We start from the raw sequence: 20,856 nt of genomic DNA on the forward strand, positions 1-20,856 counted from the left end.
TTCACTCGGCCCCGCCCTTGCCGGTCATGGCGGCGAGGTCTGCGCGCACAAGATCAGGGAACTGGTTCTGGATCGGATAGCTCTCGCTCGGCATGTACTGGGTATAAAGCTGCGCGCGAAGGCCGCTGCCGAAATCGGCAAATGCCGCCGTTCCTGCAGCGCCGCCCCAGCCGAACGCGCCACCCGTCACGCGGCCGCCTGCGCCAAAGCCCTGCCCTTCGATCCACGTCCCTTCTGTCCGGACGGTGGAAGGCAGAATGTTGCGCGTACCGACCCGCACGGCCAGCTCGCCCATCACGCGCTTGCCGTCGATCTTGCCGTAACCCAGCAGCATCCGCAGGAAACGGTCATAGTCGCGCGGGCTGCTGACCAGGCCTGCGCCGCCGAACGGGAAGGCCGGTTCGTCGAGATAGATCGAGGCCGCCGCCGGATCGATCGGCAGGGGTGTGCCGTTGAGGATGCCGTAATTGGTCGTGAAACGCCCGACTTCGCTGCGCGGCACCTGGAAATACGTGCTGTCCATGCCGGCAGGGGTAAAGATATTGTCCTGCAGGAAGCTGGCGAAATCGGTGCCGCTGGCGACCTCGATCACGCGGCCCAGCAGGTCGAGGCTGACCGAATAGCTCCATTTCGTGCCCGGTTGCAGGACCAGCGGCACCTCGGCCAGCCGGTCGGCGAAATTGGCAAGACCCTCCACCGGCTTGGCCCGTCCGATGCCCGGGATCGGGATACGGCTGACCTCTCCGGGCACGAGCCCGAGCCGTTCGTATTCCTTGGAGATCGGACCTTTCTGGATGATGCCATAGCCAAGCCCTGCCGTATGGGTCAGCAATTGCCGGATCGTGATCGGCCGCTCTGCCGGGACGAGATCGGTGATCGACCCGTCATAGGTCTTTTGCACCATCATGTCGGAATAGGCCGGGAGGATTTCGGCCAGCGGCTGGTCGAGGCCGAGCTTGCCGTCATCGATCAGCATCATCGTCGCCATGCCGGTCACGGGCTTGGTCATGGAATAGATGCGATACAGGCTGTCCGCGTCGGCCATCGCAGGCTGGCCGATGGTCAGTTTCCCGCCGCCCACTGTCTGTAACGCATCGCCCGTTCCCCAGCCGAAGGTCGCCAGCATGTTGGCGACCTTGCCCTGCGCGACATAGCCGGTGACTTCCTCGGTCACGCCGGGCCACGCCATCGTGTGCATCACCCCGCCTGCATGATTGTGGGCAAGCGCCGCGCGCCACATCGGAATACCGGCCAGCAGCGCACCGGCCCCGGCCAGCGCCCCGCCGCGAAGCAGGGCCCGGCGGCTGACCTGCGCCTGATCGAAGCCGTCGTCGAATGTCCGGTAAGCCATTGGCAATTCCTCTCTCATCGCTTTTCGATACGCTTCCTGCGGCATGGGGACTGCACGGTCAATCTGCTCTTGAAAAGGCGCGGTGCTTTACCCATATAACACACATGGGAAACATCATTGCAATCTTGCTGGGCGTGCTCGTGTTGCCCATCGTCATCCTGGGGACCATCCCCTTCCTCGGCTGGGCGAACTGGCTTGCCCTGCCCGTCCTGGTACTGGGCATCGTGGCCGGACAATTGTCGAGCAACGGGAATGCCGGGCGCAATTTCTGCATCGTCGTCGGCATCATTGCGGCCATCCGGCTGAGCATCGGCGGCGGTATCATCTGACCTCGATCCGGGCGGTCAGCTTCTGGCGTCCGACAGGGCCAGCCGCACCGCCTTCGCGAACAGCGTCGGCAGTCCGGCATCGTCCAGCTGCGCCACCGGCCACCATGTGCCCTGCCCCGGGGGATCGGTTTCGGCCGTGGCCGCCAGCACGTCCATTTCCAGCGCGAAATGCGTGAAGCCGTGGGATACCGTGCCCAACGAGGTCCACTTCGCATCCAGCGGAGCGATGCCCGACCCGTCGCCGCCTGCATTCCATCCGTCGTCCGGCAGCGACCGCATCCCGCCGAGCATCCCCGTGCCGGGCCGCGCAACCAGCCAGACCCGGTCATCCCGCTCGATCCAGTAAGCCTGTCCGCGCCGGACGGGCTTCGCCTTCTTCGGGGCCTTTACCGGCAGGGTTTCGGGATCCTGCACCCGTCCTTCGCACGCGGCGGCAAGCGGGCATAAAAGGCATTTCGGAGCCCGCACCGTGCAGAGGGACGATCCCAGATCCATCATCGCCTGCGCGAAATCGCCCGGCCGCTCGTCCGGCGTAATCCGGTCCGTCGCTGCCCGGATTGCCATGCGCGCAGCGGGCAAGGGCTGGCGGATAGCGAACAGGCGGGCGACAACGCGTTCGACATTCGCATCGACCACCACCGCCCGCTGGCCAAAAGCGATCGCGGCAATTGCGGCGGCGGTGTATTCGCCCACGCCCGGCAGCGCGCGCAGGCCCTTTTCCGTGCCCGGAAACGCGCCCGTCTGCGCCACGGCCCGCGCCGCCTTCACCAGGTTGCGGGCCCGCGAATAATAGCCCAGCCCCGCCCACGCCGCCATGACATCGGCATCCTGCGCCTTTGCCAGGGCGTCGACACTGGGCCAGGTCGCCGTGAATTTCTCGAAATAGGGTTTGACCGCCGCAACGGTCGTCTGTTGCAGCATGACCTCCGACAGCCAGACGCGGTACGGGTCCGGGGGCGCGTCGCCCGGCGGGCTGCGCCAGGGGAGGTCGCGGGCATTGGCATCGTACCATTCCAGCAGCGCGTCCGGAATTGCGCGCAAGTCCTGTTTGCCGGTGGCGGTCACGCGGTGCCTATGGCATGGCTTTTCGCACGATGGAACGGCATGCTGACGAAACCTCCGGCAAGGGCACGAAACCGTCCGGCAAAGCCGCCGGCGCGCGGGCGAAGACGCCTGCGAAACCGCGCGCCAAGGCGCGGCCCTATGAAAGGCCGCGCGGACGCGGGGCGAAGGCAATCGGCGACCTGACCCCGCAGGTCGGGCGCACCGCGTTTCGCCGCTTCGGCTTCGTGCAATCCAATATCGTCACCCGCTGGCCGGAAATCGTGGGCAATGCCCATGCGCAGGTCAGCTCTCCGGAAGCCATTCGCTTCCCCCCCGGCGAACGGGCGGAAGGCATCCTGCAACTGGTCGTGATGCCGGCCCACGCGCCGCTGATCCAGCACGTCATTCCCGAGATCATCGAGCGGGTGAACCGCTTCTTCGGCTACAAGGCGGTGGCCCGGGTCAAGATACGGCAAGGCAACGTTCAGCCACCGCGTGCTGGAGACAAGCCGAAGGCCCCGCCCTCGCTCAAGCCGATCCCGATGGAACTGGGGGAAAGCCTGCGCGATGTCGGTGATCCCGAACTGCGCGCCGTGCTCGAAGGGCTGGCTCGCAGCCTCGGGGACGGGCGCAAGGCGGATCAGGAACAGGACAGGTAATTCCCATGAAAATCGGTCGACGCACGGGCGCATCCCTGCTGGCTGTCGCAGCCCTTGCCATGATGGGCGCGGGCCAGAACTGGACGCAGGCAATAGAGCGCGGCGAGGCGTTCCATACGGTCGGCAATCCCGATGCCGGGATGACCGTCGCGGATTTCTCCAGCTACACCTGCTCGCATTGCGGCCATTACGCGCGCACGGGCGGCGAGGTGATGAAGCTGGCCTATGTCGGATCGGGCAAGACACGGGTCGAGATGCGGCACGTCATCCGCAATCCCATCGACCTTGCCGCGGCGATGGCGGCATGGTGCGGGCCGAAGGACAAGTTCCTGCGCAATCACGCGGCCCTGATGTTCGCCCAGGACGACTGGCTGGAAAAGGCGGGCACTGCGACCGCGGCCCAGAAACAGCGCTGGGTCAACGGGCCCATTCCGCAGCGGCTGCGCAATATCGCCAGCGACCTGGGGTTTTACGAAATTTTCGAGCAGCGCGGCTATGACCGGCCGGCGCTGGACCAGTGCCTGGCCGATACCGAGCGGATGGGAGCGCTGGTCGCGGCGACGGGTTCGGACGCGGCGGAGTACGGTGTGCGCAGTACGCCCAGCTTCGCCATCGACGGCGCGTTGCTGGACGGGGTGCATGGCTGGGACGCGCTGCAGCCGCAAATCCAGGCGCGGCTGGACGGAAAGCAGGGGAAAGACGACGGGCTCGGCGAATCGAGCGAACTTTCCACCGACAGCGCCTTTTCCCTTGAGTAGCGGCCGGAGGACTGCATAACTCGCCGCCAAACCCGCTCGCAGGCTGTGCAAAACCGCGGCGCCTGCCATCCCTTCCCTGCCCGTAACGGGCTAACTTCCCCCTTTCAGGAGAGGACAACGATGAACCCTTTTCGCACCACGCTGATCGCCCTTCCCCTCGCTCTTGCGCTGGCGGCTTGCGGTGACGAGGCCGAAACCGCCGGCTCGCTCTCGGGAGAGCCTGTCGCGGAAGTTCCCGCGCCGGAAGGCCAGTCCTGGCTCGATACGGTCGCCGTGTCGGATGCCGATGGGTATATCGTCGGCAATCCCGACGCACCGATCAAGCTGATCGAATATGCGTCCTACACCTGCGGGGCCTGCGCCAACTTCATCGAAACCGGCGTCGAACCGCTGAAGTCCGAATATGTGGAAAGCGGGCGCGTCTCCTACGAATTGCGCAATCTGGTCCGCGATCCCATCGACCTGTCGGTGGCGGTGCTGGCCCGTTGCGGCAGCCCCGAAAGCTTCCACCCGCTGTCCGAGCAGGTGTGGCGCAATTTCCAGACCATCATGGGCGGCGCGCAGGCGAACGGGCAGGCCATCGAAGCGGCCATGACCGGGCCTGAGGACGAGCGTCTGGTCGGCGTGGCCGAGGCGGTCGGTCTCATTGATTTCTTCGCTTCCCGCGGGCTGAGCCGCGACCAGGCGCGGCAGTGCCTTGCCGATACCGACAAGGTGCAGAGCATTGCGGAAAATTCGAATACGCAGGCCAGCCAGAACGATGTGACCGGCACGCCGACCTTCTTCATCAACGGCCAGCAGACCGATGCCAGGGGCTGGGACCAGCTCGAGGTCGCGCTGCAGGAAGCCGGGGCCCGGTAAGGCAGCCGGATGCAGATACGCAGGCTCAAGCTCAGTGGTTTCAAGAGCTTCGTAGAGCCTGCAGAACTGCGCATCGAGCCCGGGCTGACTGGCGTGGTCGGCCCGAATGGCTGCGGTAAATCCAATCTCCTCGAGGCCATCCGCTGGGTGATGGGCGAAAATTCGCCCAAGTCCATGCGGTCGGGCGGGATGGAAGACGTCATCTTCGCAGGCACGCAGTCGCGTCCGCCCCGCGATTTCGCGGAAGTCGTGCTGCAGGCCGTGGACAGCGACGGCGAGGAACTGGACGTCACCCGCCGGATCGAACGCGGCGCGGGCAGCGCCTACCGCGTGAACGGCAACGATGTCCGGGCCAAGGACGTATCGCTGACCTTTGCCGATGCGGCCACAGGCGCGCATTCCCCTGCCCTCGTCAGCCAGGGCAAGATCGCGCAGGTTATCGCCGCCAAGCCGACGCAGCGGCGGCAGATGCTGGAAGAGGCGGCGGGGATCGCCGGCCTGCATGTCCGCCGCCGCGATGCCGAGGGCAAGCTGCGCCAGACCGAGGCCAATCTCGCCCGGCTGGAAGACCTGATGGCGGGGCTCGACACCCAGATCGCCAGTCTGAAGCGGCAGGCGCGGCAGGCGGAACGCTATACGAAGCTGTCGGACCAGATCGGCATCGCGGAAGGCCGCGTCCTGTTTGCCCGGTGGCGCGATGCCGCTGCCGCAGCAAAGGCCGCGCGCGAGCAGGCGCAGGCCGCAGACGCGCAGGTCGCTGAACTGAAGGAAGCGGCCGACACCGCGCAGGCGCGCCAGCGAGAGGCAGCCCTTGCCCTCTCCGCCGCGCGAGAGGAACTGGCCGATCGGCGCGACGATGCCTCCGCCCACGGTCACCGCATGGCCGCGCTCACCAGCCAGCTCGAAGCGGCAGAGCAGCGGCTGGCCGATCTCGACCGGCAGAAGGAGCGCCTGGAAGAGGATCGCGGCGAAGCGGACCGATTGACCCGGGACGCGGCCGAGGCACTGGCCCGGCTGGAGAAGGACCTTGCCGCGAACGAGGCGGCGCTGGCCCGCGACGAGGAGGAGCGCCCTGCCCTTGCCGCTGCACTGGAAGACAGCGAACGCGGGGCGCGCGCCGCCGAACTCGCGCTGGCGCAGGCCACGGCGGACCATGCGGGTGTCGAGGCGGAATGGCGCGTTGCCGCGGCGGCGATCGAGCAGGCGGAAACCCGGATTGCGCGCCTGGACGCAGAATCTGCGCGGCATGCGGAAACGAAGGCTGCCCTGCTGGGCGGCGCCGATCCGGACGAAGCGGTCGGCAGGGCGCGCGCGGACGTGGATGCCGCGACGGCCCGCCTGTCCGATCTTCGCACCGCGCTCGATGCAGACCGGGCGCGCAAGGAAGCGCTCCAGTCCGAACGCGACGAGGCGGCCAGCGCGCTCTCGGCCGCCATGGCGGAACTGGCCGGGATCGAACGCGAATACCAGGCGCTGGACCGCGACCGGAAAGCCCGCGAAAAACAGGCGAAGGGCCGCGAGGGACTGCCCGCTGCACTCGACAGGGTCAACGTCGCGCCCGGGTACGAGCGGGCGCTCGCCGCCGTGCTGGGACGGGATGCGAAGGCCCCGCTCGGCAAGCCCGAGGGCGATCCCGAAGGCCGTTTCTGGACCGGACGCGATGCCCCGCCCCCGGTGGCCGGTTCGCTGGCCGCCCATATACGCGATTGCCCGCCACAGCTCGCCGCCCGCGTCGCGCTGGTCCACGTCGCTGAGAGCGATGACGGCCGCGTTCTGGCTCCCGGCGAATGGATGGTGACGACCGGCGGAGCCCTGCGCCGATGGGACGGCCTCGTCGCGCGGGGTCAGGGCGCGGCAGAGGCTGCAAGGCTGGAAGCGGCCAACAGGATTACCGAACTGGAAGCCCTCCTGCCCTCACGGCGCGAGGAGCGCGAAGCGGCAAAGGCGGCGCAGGACACGGCGCAGGCCGGCCTCTCCGAATTGCAACGCAGCCTCGTCGCCTCGGAACGGGCCCTCGGCGAAGCTGCGGAGCTGGAGCGGCAGGCCCTGCGTGCGCTGGACCAGGCAGAGGCCGCGCGTGAGCGCATCGCGGCCCGGCTCGAAGAACTGGAGAACGCTTTCACCGATCTGGCGGGGCAGCGCCGACAGGCCGATGCCGACCTCGCAGACGCGAAGGAAAAACGCAGCGCCCTGACCGATCCGGAAGCGGGCCGCGCAAAGCTGGAGGCCGTGCAGGCCAATAGCGAGGCGTCACGTTCCGCCATGCAGGCGGCCATGGCCCGGCTGGCAGCGCACGACCAAGCGCTTGCCGTGGCACGCGAGCGGACTGCCGCGCAGCGCGGCGACATGGCGAACTGGCAGGCCCGCTCTGGCGAGGCCGCCCGCCGGCTGGCCGGAATGGACCAGCGGTTCGAGGAAATAGCGGGCGAGCGCGCCGTAATCGCTGCCAAGCCCGAGGGGCTGATGCGCGAAATCGAACAGGGCGATGCCGTGCGAGAGCGTCTTGGCACGGCTCTCGCGGAAGCAGAAGCGTCGGTCGCCTCCGCCGAGGCCGCAGCCGGCGCCGCCGAGCGCGCCGTGGCCGAGGCAGGCGAGACGCTGGCCCAGGCGCGCGAGAACCGTGCCGGACTGACTGCCCGCGCGGAAAACGAAGAGACGCGCCGCGCGGAAATGGCGAGGGAATCGGGTGAGCGTTTCCAGTGCCCCCCGCCCCTGCTGGCCGAGAAGCTGGGCTTCGATGCGGGCGACGTCGGGCCGCAGGAGGACGAAACGCGGAGCCTGGAAACGCTTGCCGCCAGCCGCGAGCGTATCGGGCCGGTCAATCTCGTCGCTGCCGAGGAACTGGAGCGCATAGAGACGGAGCACGGCGCAAGTGCGGCGGAGCAGGAGGAACTGGCGGAGGCGGTCAATCGCCTGCGCGGCAGTATCGGGAACCTCAACCGCGAAGGGCGCGAACGCCTGAGATCGGCGTTCGAACAGGTCGACAGCCATTTCCGCGAATTGTTCACCAAGCTGTTCGAGGGCGGCCAGGCGCATCTCGCCCTGATCGACAGCGACGATCCGCTGGAGGCTGGCCTAGAGATTTACGCGCAGCCGCCGGGCAAGAAACTGCAATCGCTGACCCTGCTGTCCGGCGGGGAGCAGGCGTTGACGGCCACGGCGCTGATCTTCGCGCTGTTCCTGACCAATCCGGCCCCGATCTGCGTGCTGGACGAAGTGGACGCCCCGCTCGACGATGCCAATATCGATCGCTTCTGCGACCTGCTCGATTCGATGGTCCGCGAGACCGATACGCGCTACCTGATCGTGACGCACAATGCGGTGACGATGAGCCGCATGCACCGACTGTTCGGGGTGACGATGGTGGAAAGGGGGGTCAGCCGCCTGGTCAGCGTGGACCTTGGCGAGGCGGAACTCCTGGCCGCCGAATAGGCCGCGCCGCGGGCACCGACCGGCAGCGGAGGATCACTCGGCGATGGCAGCCTGCAGGCGCGCGCGAATATCCTTGAGTTCGGCGATCAGCTCGCTCGGCACGCCGCGCGCCTCGACGCTGGCTGCGGCAGAGCGAGGCGCCCTCTCCGGCGCTCCGGCGACCGGAACCGTGCCCATGTCCGGGCCCGTCTCCGGTGCAGCTTCGCTGGCTACGCCATCCCCGCCATCGGGCGGCGCGTCCTGCGGAAGAACGGGTGCTTCGGAAACCGGCGCATCCGACGCGGCCTCCACCGCGGCGCGGCCGTCTTCTATGGCCGTGCGCGCACCTTTCAGGGTATAGCCTTCGACATTCACCAGACGGTTGATCGTCTCGATCAGGGCCACATCGCCGGGGCGGTAATAGCGCCGGTTGCCGCTACGCTTGAGCGGTTCGAGCATCGGGAACTGTTCTTCCCAATAGCGCAGGACATGCGGTTTCAGGCCGAGCGCCTTGCCGACCTCGCCGATCGTGCGCAGAGCGCCGTCGTCCTTGCCATCTTCGAAAGTCCCGCTCATCCCTGCTCCATGGCGAAGATCAACCCTTCGCGATCCTGTCCTTCAATATCTGGCTGGCACGGAACGTCATGACACGGCGCGGCGTGATCGGAACCTCCACCCCGGTCTTCGGATTGCGGCCCACGCGCTCCTTCTTGTCGCGCAGGACGAAGCTGCCGAAGCCGGAAATCTTCACGTTCTCGCCATCCCTCATCGCGCTGCACATATGCGCGAGGATGGATTCCACGAGACCAAGCGATTCCGCCCGGCTGAAGCCCATCTTGCGGTTGATCGTTTCCGCCAGGTCCGCACGGGTCAGCGTTCCCACATTACGCGCCATGCCGTTCTCCTTCATCACATCGGTGCGACCCGGGGTGCGTCAGTATCTGAAAAGATAGCCTTTTCCCGCATTCGGCGCAATCCGCGCAGGATAAAAGGCCCGAAGCGTCTCTCGGGACCGTCCGGGGTCAGAGCCGCATCAGGCTGGCGCCCCATGTGAAACCGCCGCCCATCGCTTCGAACATGACCAGATCGCCGTCCTTGATCCGACCGTCCCTGCGCGCAGTATCGAAGGCCAGCGGCACCGAAGCGGCGGAGGTATTGGCGTGGCGGTCGACGGTCACGATGACCTTCTCCGCGGGCAGGCCAAGCTTGCGCGCCGTTGCATCCAGTATACGGGCATTGGCCTGGTGCGGCACGACCCAGTCGATATCGGCCGCCGCAATGTCAGCATCTTCGATGACTTCGCGCAGGACCGAGGACAGGTTGACCACCGCGTGGCGGAAAACCTCGCGCCCCTTCATCCGCAAATGGCCGACGGTCTGCGTGGTGGATGGACCGCCATCGACATAGAGCAGGTCGTGCTGGTCGCCATCGGCGTGCAGGCGAGAGGCGATGACGCCGCGATTCGCTTCCTCGCCCTCTTCCGCCTCGATCACCAGAGCCCCTGCGCCGTCACCGAACAGGACGCAGGTTCCGCGGTCTTCCCAGTCGAGGATCCGGCTGAAGGTTTCCGCGCCGATCACCAGCGCCCGCTTCGCCATGCCCGACTTGAGCAGCGAATCGGCGGTCGCGAGAGCATAGAGGAAGCCCGAGCAGACGGCCTGGACGTCGAACGCCATGCCGCCGGTGCAGCCGAGCGCGGCCTGCACTTTCGTGGCGGTCGCGGGAAACGTGTTGTCGGGCGTCGCCGTGGCCAGGACGATCAGGTCGATCTCGCTTGCATCGATCCCGGCATCGTCCAGTGCCGCCCGCGCCGCGCCGATGGCGAGCGTGGAAGTCGTCTCGTCCTCGCCCGCGATATAGCGCTGGCGAATGCCGGTGCGCTCCACGATCCATTCGTCGCTGGTATCGACGGTCTTCGACAATTCGGCATTGGAAACGACCTTCGCCGGCAATGCGGACCCGCTGCCCCGGAACACCGAGCGAATCATTTGGCCGGCGAACCGTCTCGGCCGCTGCCGGCCCACATGCGCGCATCGAGCTCGCCCAGGTCGTGCACGATCCGTTCTGTCAGCTTGTCTTCCAGCAGCCGCGCAGCCACCGCCACTGCATTGGCGACGCCGGCCGACGAAGCGCTGCCGTGGCTCTTCACGACGACGCCGTTCAGGCCGAGGAAGACGGCGCCATTGTGGTTGTTCGGATCGAGATGGTGGCGCAGCAATTCCGTCGCGGGGCGCGATACCAGGAACCCGACCTTGGACCGGATCGAGCTGGTGAAGGCTGTCTTCAGGAGGTCGGTCACGAAACGCGCCGCCCCCTCGATCGCCTTCAGCGCGATATTGCCGGAGAACCCGTCGGTCACGACGACGTCCACTTCGCCGCGATTGATCTTGTCGCTTTCGATGAACCCGTCGAACCGCATTTCGAGCGCGGTCGCCTCTTGCAGCTGGGTCGCTGCATCGCGCAGGGCGTCCGTGCCCTTGATCTCTTCGGTACCGATATTGAGCAGGCGCACGCGCGGCTGGGCACGGCCTGTCAGGATGCGCGAATAGGCCGCCCCCATCACCGCAAATTGCACCAGGTTGCGGGCATCGGCTTCGGTATTGGCGCCGAGGTCGAGCATGACGACGTCGTCATCCTCCAGCGTCGGCATGACACCGGCGAGCGCGGGACGGTCGATACCGGGCATGGTCCGCAACGCCAACTTGCTCATGGCCATCAGCGCGCCGGTATTCCCGCCGCTGACCGCGGCACCGGCATCGCCCTGCTTCACGGCATTGACGGCGAGCCCCATCGACGTGGTCTTGGCCCGGCGCAGTGCCTGAGTCGGCTTCTCGTCGCCGCCCACGACATCGTCGCAATGCAGGATTTCGCTGGCGGACCTGAGATTGGGATGCGCGTCCAGTGCGCTTTCGATCCGGGCGCTGTCGCCCACCAGCAGGAACTTGAACCTGTCATGCCGGCGGCGCGCCTCGGCGGCGCCTTCGATCATGACGCGCACGCCCTCGTCCCCGCCCATCGCATCCACGGCGATACGAGGCAGGGTCATGACGGTCTCCGGCTGGACTGAATCGAAAATCCGCCCGAAATACTGGCGGATTTCAAGGGCAAGCTACAGGCTGGGCGCGAGGACTTCGCGGCCGTTGTAGAAACCGCAATGCGGGCACAGATTGTGCGGGCGCTTCAGCTCGCCGCAATTGTTGCACTCGTGGTGTGCCTCGACCTTCAGCGAATCGTGAGCGCGGCGATTGCCACGGCGATGCGGGGATACTTTTCTTTTGGGGACAGCCATCTCGGCACCGTTCCTCGAAATCTATCAAACTGTTGCGGAGCCGCATGTAGGTGAAGGACCGCACCGACACAACCCGGAAAGGATGCATGCGGAATGGCCCGACGGTAATGCGGCGAAGGCGCGGCCTATAGCGCAATTGCCGTGCGTTGCAACCTCTGCCCGCGCCATCTAGGCCTGCCGCGGTGCAATCACCGCGGGGCACTCGCGGGAAATACGGGGGTATCGTGATCATGGGCTTCATCCTGCCAACGACGCTTGCGCTGGCCGCAGCAGCTGCGCTGACCAATATCTGGCTGTCGATCCGCATCGCCGCATTGCGGCGCGCCCACGCGATTTCCGTCGGCGATGGCGGGAACGAGGCCCTGTCGCGGCGCATGCGGGCCCAACTCAATTTCGCGGAGAACACCCCGCTGGTCCTGGTGCTGGTCGCCGCGATCGAACTGACCGCGAAGGGCGGCGTCTGGTTGCCCTGGGTCGCGCTCGCCTATGCGCTGGGACGCGTATTGCACGGTTTCGGCATGGATGGCGGCGGACTGCAATGGGGCCGGATGGTCGGTACGATCGTCACGCTGCTGGTGCAGCTGGGCCTCGGCATCTTCGCCGCGCTGATCGCGATGCGGATTATTTGAGCACCCGCCACACCGACATGCGGGCTTGCGGCAATCAGGACAGCCCGGTTACGACAGGGCGGCGTCGCTGACGAAGGCGTTGGTCTTGCGTTCCTGACCGAACGTGCTGGTCGGGCCGTGGCCGGGGATGAAGGTTACATCGTCGCCCAGCGGCCACAGCTTCTGCGTGATGGCATCGATCAGGTCCTGGTGATTGCCCATTGGGAAATCGGTGCGCCCGATGCTGCCCTGGAAGATCACGTCACCCACCACTGCGAACTTGCTCGGCCGGTGGAAGAAGACCACGTGGCCCGGCGTGTGACCGGGGCAATGGATGACCTCCAGCGTCAGGTCGCCGACCGTCACGGTGTCGCCATCGACCAGCCAGCGATCGGGTTCGAAGACCTGCGAATTCATGCCGTAGCGCGCACCGTCTTCCTCCAGACGCGCGATCCAGAACCGGTCAGCCTCGTGCGGGCCCTCGATCGGCAGGCCCAGTTCCTTCGCAAGCACGCCCGCTTCGCCGCAATGGTCCATGTGGCCATGGGTGATGAGGATCTTCTCCAGCTCGACGCCGGATTTCGCCACGCCTGCCTTCAGCTTGTCCAAATCGCCGCCGGGATCGACCAGCGCGCCCTTGTTCGTGGCGGTACACCAGATCAGCGAGCAATTCTGCTGGAGCGGGGTCACGGGAATGATGCCCGCCTTCATCGGCGGTAGAGGCTTGTCGGTGCTGGGCGTATCGGTCATGACCCGTGATGTGGAGCCTGCAGCGCGGCTTCGCAAGCGTCAGATCCGCCCGCTCTTCCACACGACGCGGCCGATGATCTCGACCTCGTCCATCGACACCTCCACCGGCGGATAGCTCAGGTTCTGGCTCAGCAGGGTCAGGCGCCCCTTGCCCGGACTGGCGATCCGCTTGATCAGCAGCGTGTCGCCCATCCGCACGACATGGACCCCATCGCGAAAAGGGCGCGGCGTGCGGTCGACCAGGACCTCGTCCCCTGCGCGCAGCAGCGGCTCCATGCTGTCGCCCTCGACGGTTACCGCGCTCAGCATCTTGGGATCGAGGCCGTTGTCGCGCAGCCAGCGGCCGGAAAACCCGAAATTGTCGAACGGGGTCTCGCCGGCTGCGAATTGCCCCGGCCCGGCCGCCACGCTGACCGGCAGGCGCGGGACCGCGATGAAATCGTCGTCCCGCAGCGCCGCGAAGGATGCATAGGATTTTTCCTCTGCCCCGCCCAGCTCCGATTCGTGCACGCCGAAGAATTCCGCCAGTTTTCGGCGGTCGCCCTCCTCCAGCTTCTTCGGGCTGCCCTTCCGTATGAATTGCTGCAAGTAACTGGCATTACGACCGATAAAGGCAGAAAGTGAGGACAGGCTCGCGTCCCGCTCCTCCGCCAGCTGGAGCAGGCGACCCCGCGGATCGGAGGCCGGATTATCAAAGGATGCGTTGGGCATTTTTCCTACCTAGACGAAAGATTTTTCCTAGACAAGTAGGATTTCACGTTCGACCAATGGTCTCAGGGATAGCGAATCACTTGCTGAATTGAGGGTCATAAATGCTCATCCGACGTATCGAAAAATTCCTCCGCGACACGGATATGCCGCCAACCAAGTTCGGTCGCCTGGCGGCGCAGGATCCGCGTTTCGTGCTGGACCTGCGCAATGGCCGCGAGCCGCGCCCGATGATGGAAATGCGCTGCGACGCCTTCATCCGCGGATACCGGGAGGCGATGCATGCAGCTTGAAGCGATCATACCCGCCCGCGCCGACGCCCGTGCCGACGAACGCGCCGGGGCAGAGGGGACGCCGCGCCGCAAGGTACGCCGGACCCTGTCGGACCGCCTGCGCGATGCCGTGCTCGCTCTGGCTGATGGCCACGGGTCCGTGAAACGTCACACCGAGAAAGCCTGGGCCAGCATCACCTTTACCGGGACGCGGCACGAAATGCTGCTGGTGTTCGACGGCGCGCAGGCGGTCGAGGCCGGCGAGTCCCTGGTTGCCGACCTACCGACCCACGAATTCGCCATACCCCGCCAATTGGCGGCCGATGCCATCGTTACCGCGGTCGACCACACGCTGCTCCCTGCCCCGCGGATGGAGGTGGCCTGCGAATTGCTCCTGCTGGAAGACGCCTAGGCGGCGGTGTTCAATAGCCGAGTGCGAGGTCCATGCGCGGCTCGACCGGTTCGCCCCGGTGCCACCGCTCCAGGTTCAGGACGAACCGGTCGACGCTGCGCTGGAACATCTTCGTCTGCGCCCGGCCCGACAGATGCATGGTGACCTGCGCGTTCTCCAGCGACCACAGCGGATGATCCTGCGGCAGCGGTTCGGGCGTGGTCACGTCGAGGAGGGCCGCCTCGATGCTCTTCGCGTCCAGCGCTGACACCAGCGCATCCTGGTCGACGACATCCCCGCGCGCGACATTCACCAGCACGGCCGTGTCCTTCATCGCGCCAAGCTCGTCCGCGCCGATCATGCCGCGCGTCTCGTCGGTGGCGGGCACGGCCAGAATGACCCAGTCGAATTCGCCAAGCCGCCCGCGCCATTCCTCGGGCGTCAATGCGCCGTCCGCGCCGGAGCGGCGCACGGGCACGACCTCCATGTCGAACGCCTCCAGCCGCGTTTTCACGAGGCTGCCGATGGCCCCCATGCCGAGCAGCAGGACCCGCTCGCCCGCCAGTTCGCGCTTGCCCGGGCTGTCGAGCAGCCATTCGTACCGGTCCTGCGCGCGCACGACCTTGCGGTAGCCCTTGGCATGGGCGAGCATCATCATGACCACGTATTCGGCGATGGTAATGGCATTGATGCCGACCCCGTTGGTCACGACGACGCCGCGCTCCTGCAACGCGCCAAGCGGCATGAAATCGAGCCCGGCATAGATCGAATTGAGCCATTTCAGCTTCGTCGCAGCCTTCGCGATCGCCGCCATCGGCTCCTTCTCGTTAAGATCGAACCAGCCGATTTCCGCCAGCGGCGCCTTCTCCAGCGCTTCCTCCTTCGAGGCGAACCAGTGCGGCTCCACCCAGTCGGGCAGCCGCGCCTCCAGCATCGGGCGAATGAGGGCGGACAGGAGGGCGGTGGTCATGCGAAATGCTCCAGTTTCCAGTCCCAGCCGAGCGGGTCGCCGTCCATGACCTCGACGCCCTTCGTGGCGAGGTCGTCGCGTATGGCGTCGGACAGCGCGAAGTCTTTCGCGGCGCGCGCTTCCTTGCGGCGGACGAGTTCGGCTTCGATCTCGGCTTCGGTCACTTGCGCGCCTGCCGGCCGCAGGCGCAATTCCTCGCGCGGGAAGATCATCAGGCCCAGCGGCCACATCATGCCAAGTGCCAGGATGCTCTTCTGGTCCTTGGGCACTTTCCTGGTCGCCAGCACCTCTTCCAGCGCGGTCAGGGCGATGGCGGTATTGAGATCGTCCGCCAGCGCGTTCTCGAACTTCTCGAGCAGCGGTGCCAGCTTCGGGTGGGTGACTTGCGCGCGCAAACCGTCGGCGCGCGTCGGCGGCGGCGGAGCAAGGCCTGCTTCCTGCGACCACTGGTCCTGTGCTTGCCTCAGACCCATGACCAGCCGCTTCAGCCGCACCAGCGCCGCGCCCAAACCCTCCCAGGTAAACTCCAGCTCGCTGCGGTAATGCGCCTGCAGGCACAGCATCCGGTAGGCGAGCGGGTGATAACCGCGATCGACCAGTGCCTGCAGCGTCAGGAAGTCGCCGGTCGACTTCGACATCTTGCCCCGTCGGTCGACGAGGAAATTGTTGTGCATCCAGATATTTGCACCCGATTTCTCGCTGCAATTATGCGCCTGGTTCTGGGCAATCTCGTTCGGATGGTGGATCTCGCGGTGGTCGATCCCGCCGGTATGGATATCGAATGGATGGCCCAGCAGTTCGGCACTCATCACGCTGCATTCGATATGCCAACCCGGCGCGCCGCGGCCCCACGGGCTGTCCCATTCCATCTGTCGATCCTCACCCGGCGAGGTGGAGCGCCAGATGGCGAAGTCGGCGGCGTTGCGTTTGCCCTCGACGCTCTCGATCCGCGCTTCCCCCTCTTCGGTGACGGCGCGCGCCAATCGCCCGTATTCCGGCACGGTGGTCACGTCGAAATAAAGCCCGCTTTCGAGGCGATAGCAGTGCTTGTCCTCGATCCCCTTGCCCCACTCGATCATCGCCTCGACGTAATCGGTGGCCTTGGGATGCTGCAGCTTGCGAATGTTAAGCCGCGCCAGATCGTCCTCGAACACGCGCTGGTAATAGGCCGCGATGTCCCACGCGCTTTTCCCTGCGCTGGCGGCGGCCTTCTCCATCTTGTCGTCGCCCGCATCGGCGTCGCTCGTCAGATGGCCGACATCGGTGATGTTGACGACATGGGTGAGGTCGTAGCCCGCCCAGCTCAGCGTGCGGCCCAGCGTATCGGCGAAGACATAGGCGCGCATGTTGCCGACATGCTGGTAATTATAGACCGTCGGCCCGCAGCTATAGACGCGCGCCTCGCCTGCGTGGATCGGGGTGAATTCCTCCACCTGCCGGGTGAGCGAGTTGAACAGTTTGAGCGGGGGCGTGGTCATGCCCCGGCTTTGCCAAGCTGGCAGTTACAGTCAATCCCAGCCGAGAAACTTCACCTGCTCGTCCAGCGTAACGCGCTCACGCTCGAAATTGTTCACCGGGGCGTCCGGGTCGCGGTAGCCGATGGCCATGCCGCAGAAGAACATGGTCTTCTCGTGGTCGAGGCCGAGGAAATCGCAGATCGGCATTGCGTAGAGCGCCATGAACTCCTGGAAGCAGCAATCGAGCCCTTCCTCGCGCAGCAGCAGGGCAACGGTCTGGAGCCACATGCCGGTGTCCGACCACTGCGCCTCCTTCATCAGGCGCGGGAAATAGCACAGCAGAAGCGCCGGGCTGTCCCAGCTGTCGCGATTGCGCAGCATCGCCTCCTGCCGCCCGGCATGGTCGTCGCGCGCAATGCCGAGCGCGCCGAACATGCCCTTCGAGACCGCATTGAGCCGCTGTTTGTATTCCTCTACCTGCCCCGGCGCGGTCCAGTCGTATTCCGCCTGCCCCATCGGCGCCTCGCCCAGGATGCCGCGCAGTTCTGCCAGCGGCTCGCCGGTCAGGATCGTCGCCTCCCACGGCTGGTAATTGCACCCCGAAGCCGCCCAGCGCGCCGTGTCCATGACGCGGCGGATGGTCTCGTACTCGACCGGCTGGTCGGTAAAGGCGCGGATCGAGCGGCGGGTGGTGACGGCTTCGGTGACGTTCATTCTATTTCTCCACCTCGAACAGATCCGCCAGCTGCTCGATGATCGTGCCGCCGAGTTGCTCGACGTCCATGATCGTTACCGAGCGCCTGTAGTAGCGCGTCACATCGTGGCCGATGCCGATGGCGGCGAGTTGCACGGGTGACTGCTTCTCGATCCATTCGATAACCTTGCGCAGGTGCGCTTCGAGATAGCCGGCGCTGTTCACGCTGAGCGTGCTGTCGTCGACCGGCGCGCCGTCGGAAATCACCATCAGGATACGGCGGTCCTCCGGGCGGCGGAGCAGGCGGTCGTGGGCCCAGAGCAGCGCCTCGCCGTCGATGTTTTCCTTCAGCAGCCCTTCGCGCATCATCAGGCCGAGATTACGGCGCGCGCGGCGCCATGGCTCGTCGGCCTTCTTGTAGAGGATGTGGCGCAAATCATTGAGGCGGCCGGGTGCCTGCGGCTTGCCGTCTGCCAGCCATGCTTCTCGGGCTTGCCCGCCCTTCCATGCGCGGGTGGTGAAGCCGAGGATCTCGGTCTTCACGCCGCAGCGCTCCAGCGTGCGCGCCATGATGTCGGCGCTGATTGCCGCGATGGAGATGGGCCGCCCGCGCATCGAGCCCGAATTGTCGATCAGCAGGGTGACGACCGTGTCCTTGAACTCGGTATCGCGCTCGGTCTTGTAGCTCAGCGACTGGCCCGGGCTGATGACCACGCGGGCGAGGCGGGCTGCGTCGAGCAGGCCTTCTTCCTGGTCGAAATCCCAGCTGCGGTTCTGCTGCGCCATCAGGCGGCGCTGGAGGCGGTTGGCGAGCTTCGTCACCACCGATTGCAGGCCGGTCAGCTGGCTGTCGAGATAGGCGCGAAGCCGGTCCAGCTCCTCGGCATCGCACAGCTCGGGCGCCTCGATCTCCTCGTCGAACTTGTCGGTGAAGGCGGTGTAGTCGAAGCTGTCGGGGATATCGGTCCACGCGCGGTTCGGGCGAACGGGCTGCATGCCCTCCTCGCCCTCGTCGCCGAGGTCGCCGTCCTGCATCTCCTCTTCGCCGGACAGTTCGGACTCGCCTTCGCCGCTATCCTCGCCCTCTTCCATCTCGCCCGCCATTTCCGCCGGGTTGGGCTGGTCCTCGCCGCCGCTTTCCTCGTCTTCGCCTTCGTCCTCTTCCTGGCCGTCCTCGTCCTCGCCATCATCGTCGTCGGACTGGTCGGGCGCATCCTCGGGACGCGTCAGCTCGAGGTTCTTCAACATGTCGAGCGCCAGCGACTGGAACGCCTTCTGGTCGCCCGCCTGCGAAGCGAGATCGGCGAAGTCGCCCCCTACACGCTCCTCGATGAAATTGCGGACCAGGTCGACGCCCGCCTTTGCGCGCTGCGGCACGGCGCGCCCGGTCAATGCCTCGCGCAGCATCAGGGCGACTGCGGTCTGGAGCGGAACCTCGCTCTCGCTTTGCGCGCGGGCGATGGGATCGGAGGCGGTGCGAAGTTCGACCGCCGCATCGAGATTGGCCGCGATCCCGCTGAAACGGTTGGAGCCCAATGCCTCGTAACGCACCTGCTCGACCGCATCATAGACGGCGCGGGCGATCGGTTCGGACGGGGCCTGCCGGTCGTGCAGCGCCACGTCGTGGTGGCGCAGTTTCAGTGCGAAGCTGTCGGCAAATCCGCGCGCCTCGGTCGCCTGTTCGGGCGGGAGCGAGCGGCCCGGCAGCGGAACGCGGAAATTGTTGCCAACCGATGACGGGCTGTCCGCGCTCCACGCGACTTCGACTTCCGGCTCGCGCGCGATGGCACGGGCGCTGCCGGTCAGCGCCCGCTTGAACAGGTCGAGAGGGGTCTCTTCACTCATGCAGGATTACAGGATGCTCTGCCCCGTCGCTTCCCAGTCCTTCAGGAAGCCCTCGATCCCCTTGTCCGTCAGGACATGATTGGCGAGCGCCATGATCACCTTGGGCGGCGCGGTCATCACGTCGGCCCCGATCAGCGCGCTGTCGAGGACATGGCCGACATGGCGCACGCTGGCGACGAGGATTTCGGTGTCGAAGGCGTAATTGTCGTAGATCTGGCGAATGTCGCGGATGAGGTCCATTCCGTTGGTGCCGTTATCGTCGTGCCGCCCGACGAACGGCGAAATGAAGGTTGCCCCGGCCTTTGCCGCGAGCAGCGCCTGGTTGGCCGAGAAGCACAGCGTCACATTGACCATCGTGCCATCGCGGGTGAGCGCATTGCAGGTCTTCAGCCCGTCGATCGTCAGCGGAACCTTGATGCAGACATTGTCCGCAATCGCGCGCAGCTTGTCCGCTTCCTTCATCATGGTCGCATGGTCGAGAGCCACCACTTCGGCGCTGACCGGCCCATCGGTGATCGAACAGATTTCCTTCGTCACCTCGATGAAGTCGCGGCCCGACTTGTGGATCAGCGACGGGTTCGTCGTCACCCCATCCAGCAGGCCGGTTTCCTCCAGCTCGCGAATGGCGTCGATTTCTGCGGTGTCGGCGAAGAATTTCATGTGCGTGCGTGCTCCGGATGGCGATTCCCTGCCAGCCTTAGCGGGGCGGACCAGCGCGGGCTAGGTGGTCCTGTGGTCCATCCCCGCGTGCAGGATCACAGCAGGCGGTCCGCCGCGCCGAACACGCCGATGATCAGCGGATCGCGGGTCGCCTGCGGATTGGCGCGGATGGCCGCTTCCTCGCGCCCGATCTCGCCCCAGATCGCATCGTCGATGCCATTGGCGACGCGGGTCGCCACGCCGCCGATATCGACGCCGGACAGGGCGGCAATCGCCTGCCCCACCAGCGGATCGCTGGCGACGCGCATTGCATCGCCCAGTTCGGGCACCATCGCATCGATCAGGCGCGTTCCCGTATTCCCGCGCAGGTAGGACGTCGCCGCGCTGGGTCCGCCGCGCACAAGGTCGATCGCGTTCTGGAACCCGATCGTGCGCACGGTATCGAGCACGATGGGCGCCGCCCGGTCGCTCGCCTCGAGCGCGAAGCCTGCAAATTCGCGTTCCAGCCGCGACTTGAAGAGGGCGGAGGTCAGGATGTTCGACAGAACGTCGCCGCGTGCGCCCAGCAGATTGCCAAGCCCGATCTGCGCGACCTGATCGTCCCAGTACCCGCCCGGCGCGGTCAGGCGGGCGAAGGCCTGCTCGCTGGAAAGGAACAGCAGGCGGCGCACCGCGTCGACCATGCCGAACCCGCCCAGCCCGGTGGTGCAGCCGGACATCAGCAGGCCGCCCGATGCGACGCCGATTCCGCCCAGAAAGGCACGGCGTCCGGTGGTTTTCGTCAAAAGCTCGGTCATTT

At 66.2% G+C, this 20,856-nt stretch carries 23 protein-coding genes; 8 read left to right on the forward strand and 15 right to left on the reverse strand.

Annotated elements, in window-relative coordinates; genetic code table 11:
- Nucleotide 1: 1 nt before the first annotated feature.
- The gene (locus PF049_11295) at nucleotides 2–1,351 is read right to left on the reverse strand and encodes a serine hydrolase (protein ID WBY16171.1); all 1,350 of its coding nucleotides are present in this window, start codon (nucleotides 1,349–1,351) and stop codon (nucleotides 2–4) included.
- A gap of 104 nt (nucleotides 1,352–1,455) precedes the next feature.
- On the opposite strand from PF049_11295, the gene PF049_11300 reads away from it, so the two are divergent.
- On the forward strand, nucleotides 1,456–1,680 hold the full coding sequence (locus PF049_11300) for a hypothetical protein (protein WBY16172.1): 225 nt from the start codon (nucleotides 1,456–1,458) through the stop codon (nucleotides 1,678–1,680).
- Nucleotides 1,681–1,695: 15 nt separating this feature from the next.
- Here the strand turns inward: PF049_11300 and PF049_11305 are convergent, their stop codons facing one another.
- Nucleotides 1,696–2,745 carry an A/G-specific adenine glycosylase gene (locus PF049_11305; protein WBY16173.1) on the reverse strand — a complete coding sequence of 350 codons (1,050 nt, stop codon included), beginning with the start codon at nucleotides 2,743–2,745 and terminating at the stop codon, nucleotides 1,696–1,698.
- A 29-nt stretch (nucleotides 2,746–2,774) separates the two neighbouring features.
- Here PF049_11305 and PF049_11310 point away from each other — a divergent pair, with 29 nt between their 5' ends.
- The 4 genes from PF049_11310 to PF049_11325 all read left to right on the forward strand — a co-directional run bounded on the left by PF049_11310 (nucleotide 2,775) and on the right by PF049_11325 (nucleotide 8,434).
- Nucleotides 2,775–3,383, forward strand: coding sequence for a DciA family protein (locus PF049_11310; GenBank protein WBY16174.1), 609 nt, complete (start codon nucleotides 2,775–2,777; stop codon nucleotides 3,381–3,383).
- A 5-nt stretch (nucleotides 3,384–3,388) separates the two neighbouring features.
- Nucleotides 3,389–4,141 (forward strand): thioredoxin domain-containing protein, encoded by a 753-nt coding sequence (locus PF049_11315; protein ID WBY16175.1) that lies wholly within the window; start codon nucleotides 3,389–3,391, stop codon nucleotides 4,139–4,141.
- 120 nt (nucleotides 4,142–4,261) lie between these two features.
- Nucleotides 4,262–5,002 (forward strand): thioredoxin domain-containing protein, encoded by a 741-nt coding sequence (locus PF049_11320; GenBank protein WBY16176.1) that lies wholly within the window; start codon nucleotides 4,262–4,264, stop codon nucleotides 5,000–5,002.
- A gap of 9 nt (nucleotides 5,003–5,011) precedes the next feature.
- On the forward strand, nucleotides 5,012–8,434 hold the full coding sequence (locus PF049_11325) for an AAA family ATPase (protein WBY16177.1): 3,423 nt from the start codon (nucleotides 5,012–5,014) through the stop codon (nucleotides 8,432–8,434).
- Nucleotides 8,435–8,467: 33 nt separating this feature from the next.
- On the opposite strand, the gene PF049_11330 is transcribed toward PF049_11325, so the two are convergent.
- From PF049_11330 to rpmF, 5 genes are all read right to left on the reverse strand, one after another.
- Nucleotides 8,468–8,989, reverse strand: coding sequence for a MerR family transcriptional regulator (locus PF049_11330; protein ID WBY16178.1), 522 nt, complete (start codon nucleotides 8,987–8,989; stop codon nucleotides 8,468–8,470).
- Between the two features lie 19 nt (nucleotides 8,990–9,008).
- On the reverse strand, nucleotides 9,009–9,308 hold the full coding sequence (locus PF049_11335; protein ID WBY16179.1) for an integration host factor subunit alpha: 300 nt from the start codon (nucleotides 9,306–9,308) through the stop codon (nucleotides 9,009–9,011).
- Nucleotides 9,309–9,435: 127 nt separating this feature from the next.
- Nucleotides 9,436–10,401 (reverse strand): ketoacyl-ACP synthase III, encoded by a 966-nt coding sequence (locus PF049_11340; GenBank protein WBY16180.1) that lies wholly within the window; start codon nucleotides 10,399–10,401, stop codon nucleotides 9,436–9,438.
- Nucleotides 10,398–11,459, reverse strand: a complete 1,062-nt coding sequence (gene plsX, locus PF049_11345; protein WBY16181.1) for a phosphate acyltransferase PlsX — start codon at nucleotides 11,457–11,459, stop codon at nucleotides 10,398–10,400. The genes PF049_11340 and plsX overlap by 4 nt, the downstream gene beginning before the upstream one ends.
- A 63-nt stretch (nucleotides 11,460–11,522) precedes the next feature.
- Nucleotides 11,523–11,702, reverse strand: coding sequence for a 50S ribosomal protein L32 (gene rpmF / locus PF049_11350; GenBank protein WBY16182.1), 180 nt, complete (start codon nucleotides 11,700–11,702; stop codon nucleotides 11,523–11,525).
- 230 nt (nucleotides 11,703–11,932) lie between these two features.
- On the opposite strand from rpmF, the gene PF049_11355 reads away from it, so the two are divergent.
- Complete coding sequence (locus PF049_11355) at nucleotides 11,933–12,331, forward strand: MAPEG family protein (protein ID WBY17912.1); 399 nt, start codon at nucleotides 11,933–11,935, stop codon at nucleotides 12,329–12,331.
- A gap of 48 nt (nucleotides 12,332–12,379) precedes the next feature.
- On the opposite strand, the gene PF049_11360 is transcribed toward PF049_11355, so the two are convergent.
- Both PF049_11360 and PF049_11365 read right to left on the reverse strand, forming a co-directional pair.
- Nucleotides 12,380–13,021 carry an MBL fold metallo-hydrolase gene (locus PF049_11360; protein WBY17913.1) on the reverse strand — a complete coding sequence of 214 codons (642 nt, stop codon included), beginning with the start codon at nucleotides 13,019–13,021 and terminating at the stop codon, nucleotides 12,380–12,382.
- Nucleotides 13,022–13,099: 78 nt separating this feature from the next.
- Nucleotides 13,100–13,771 carry a S24 family peptidase gene (locus PF049_11365; protein ID WBY16183.1) on the reverse strand — a complete coding sequence of 224 codons (672 nt, stop codon included), beginning with the start codon at nucleotides 13,769–13,771 and terminating at the stop codon, nucleotides 13,100–13,102.
- 101 nt (nucleotides 13,772–13,872) lie between these two features.
- Here PF049_11365 and PF049_11370 point away from each other — a divergent pair, with 101 nt between their 5' ends.
- Nucleotides 13,873–14,061, forward strand: coding sequence for a hypothetical protein (locus PF049_11370; protein ID WBY16184.1), 189 nt, complete (start codon nucleotides 13,873–13,875; stop codon nucleotides 14,059–14,061).
- Nucleotides 14,051–14,452 carry a hypothetical protein gene (locus PF049_11375; GenBank protein WBY16185.1) on the forward strand — a complete coding sequence of 134 codons (402 nt, stop codon included), beginning with the start codon at nucleotides 14,051–14,053 and terminating at the stop codon, nucleotides 14,450–14,452. The genes PF049_11370 and PF049_11375 overlap by 11 nt, the downstream gene beginning before the upstream one ends.
- A gap of 10 nt (nucleotides 14,453–14,462) precedes the next feature.
- Here the strand turns inward: PF049_11375 and PF049_11380 are convergent, their stop codons facing one another.
- From PF049_11380 to PF049_11405, 6 genes are all read right to left on the reverse strand, one after another.
- Nucleotides 14,463–15,401: a D-2-hydroxyacid dehydrogenase gene (locus PF049_11380; GenBank protein ID WBY16186.1), complete on the reverse strand. Its 939-nt coding sequence runs from the start codon at nucleotides 15,399–15,401 to the stop codon at nucleotides 14,463–14,465.
- A complete protein-coding gene (gene cysS, locus PF049_11385) occupies nucleotides 15,398–16,879 on the reverse strand; it encodes a cysteine--tRNA ligase (GenBank protein WBY16187.1) in 1,482 nt (493 codons plus the stop codon). Before cysS ends, PF049_11380 begins: the two co-directional genes overlap by 4 nt.
- Before the next feature lie 30 nt (nucleotides 16,880–16,909).
- On the reverse strand, nucleotides 16,910–17,572 hold the full coding sequence (locus PF049_11390) for a nitroreductase (GenBank protein ID WBY16188.1): 663 nt from the start codon (nucleotides 17,570–17,572) through the stop codon (nucleotides 16,910–16,912).
- Nucleotide 17,573: 1 nt separating this feature from the next.
- Nucleotides 17,574–19,397, reverse strand: coding sequence for a cobaltochelatase subunit CobT (cobT, locus tag PF049_11395; GenBank protein WBY16189.1), 1,824 nt, complete (start codon nucleotides 19,395–19,397; stop codon nucleotides 17,574–17,576).
- 6 nt (nucleotides 19,398–19,403) lie between these two features.
- On the reverse strand, nucleotides 19,404–20,057 hold the full coding sequence (gene fsa, locus PF049_11400) for a fructose-6-phosphate aldolase (protein ID WBY16190.1): 654 nt from the start codon (nucleotides 20,055–20,057) through the stop codon (nucleotides 19,404–19,406).
- Nucleotides 20,058–20,152: 95 nt separating this feature from the next.
- Entirely contained in the window at nucleotides 20,153–20,854 is a 702-nt protein-coding gene (locus PF049_11405) for a DUF4197 domain-containing protein (protein ID WBY16191.1), read from the reverse strand.
- Between the last annotated feature and the right edge of the window lie 2 nt (nucleotides 20,855–20,856).

The sequence above is a fragment of the Erythrobacteraceae bacterium WH01K genome, from assembly GCA_027941995.1.
Lineage (GTDB): Bacteria > Pseudomonadota > Alphaproteobacteria > Sphingomonadales > Sphingomonadaceae > CAJXSN01.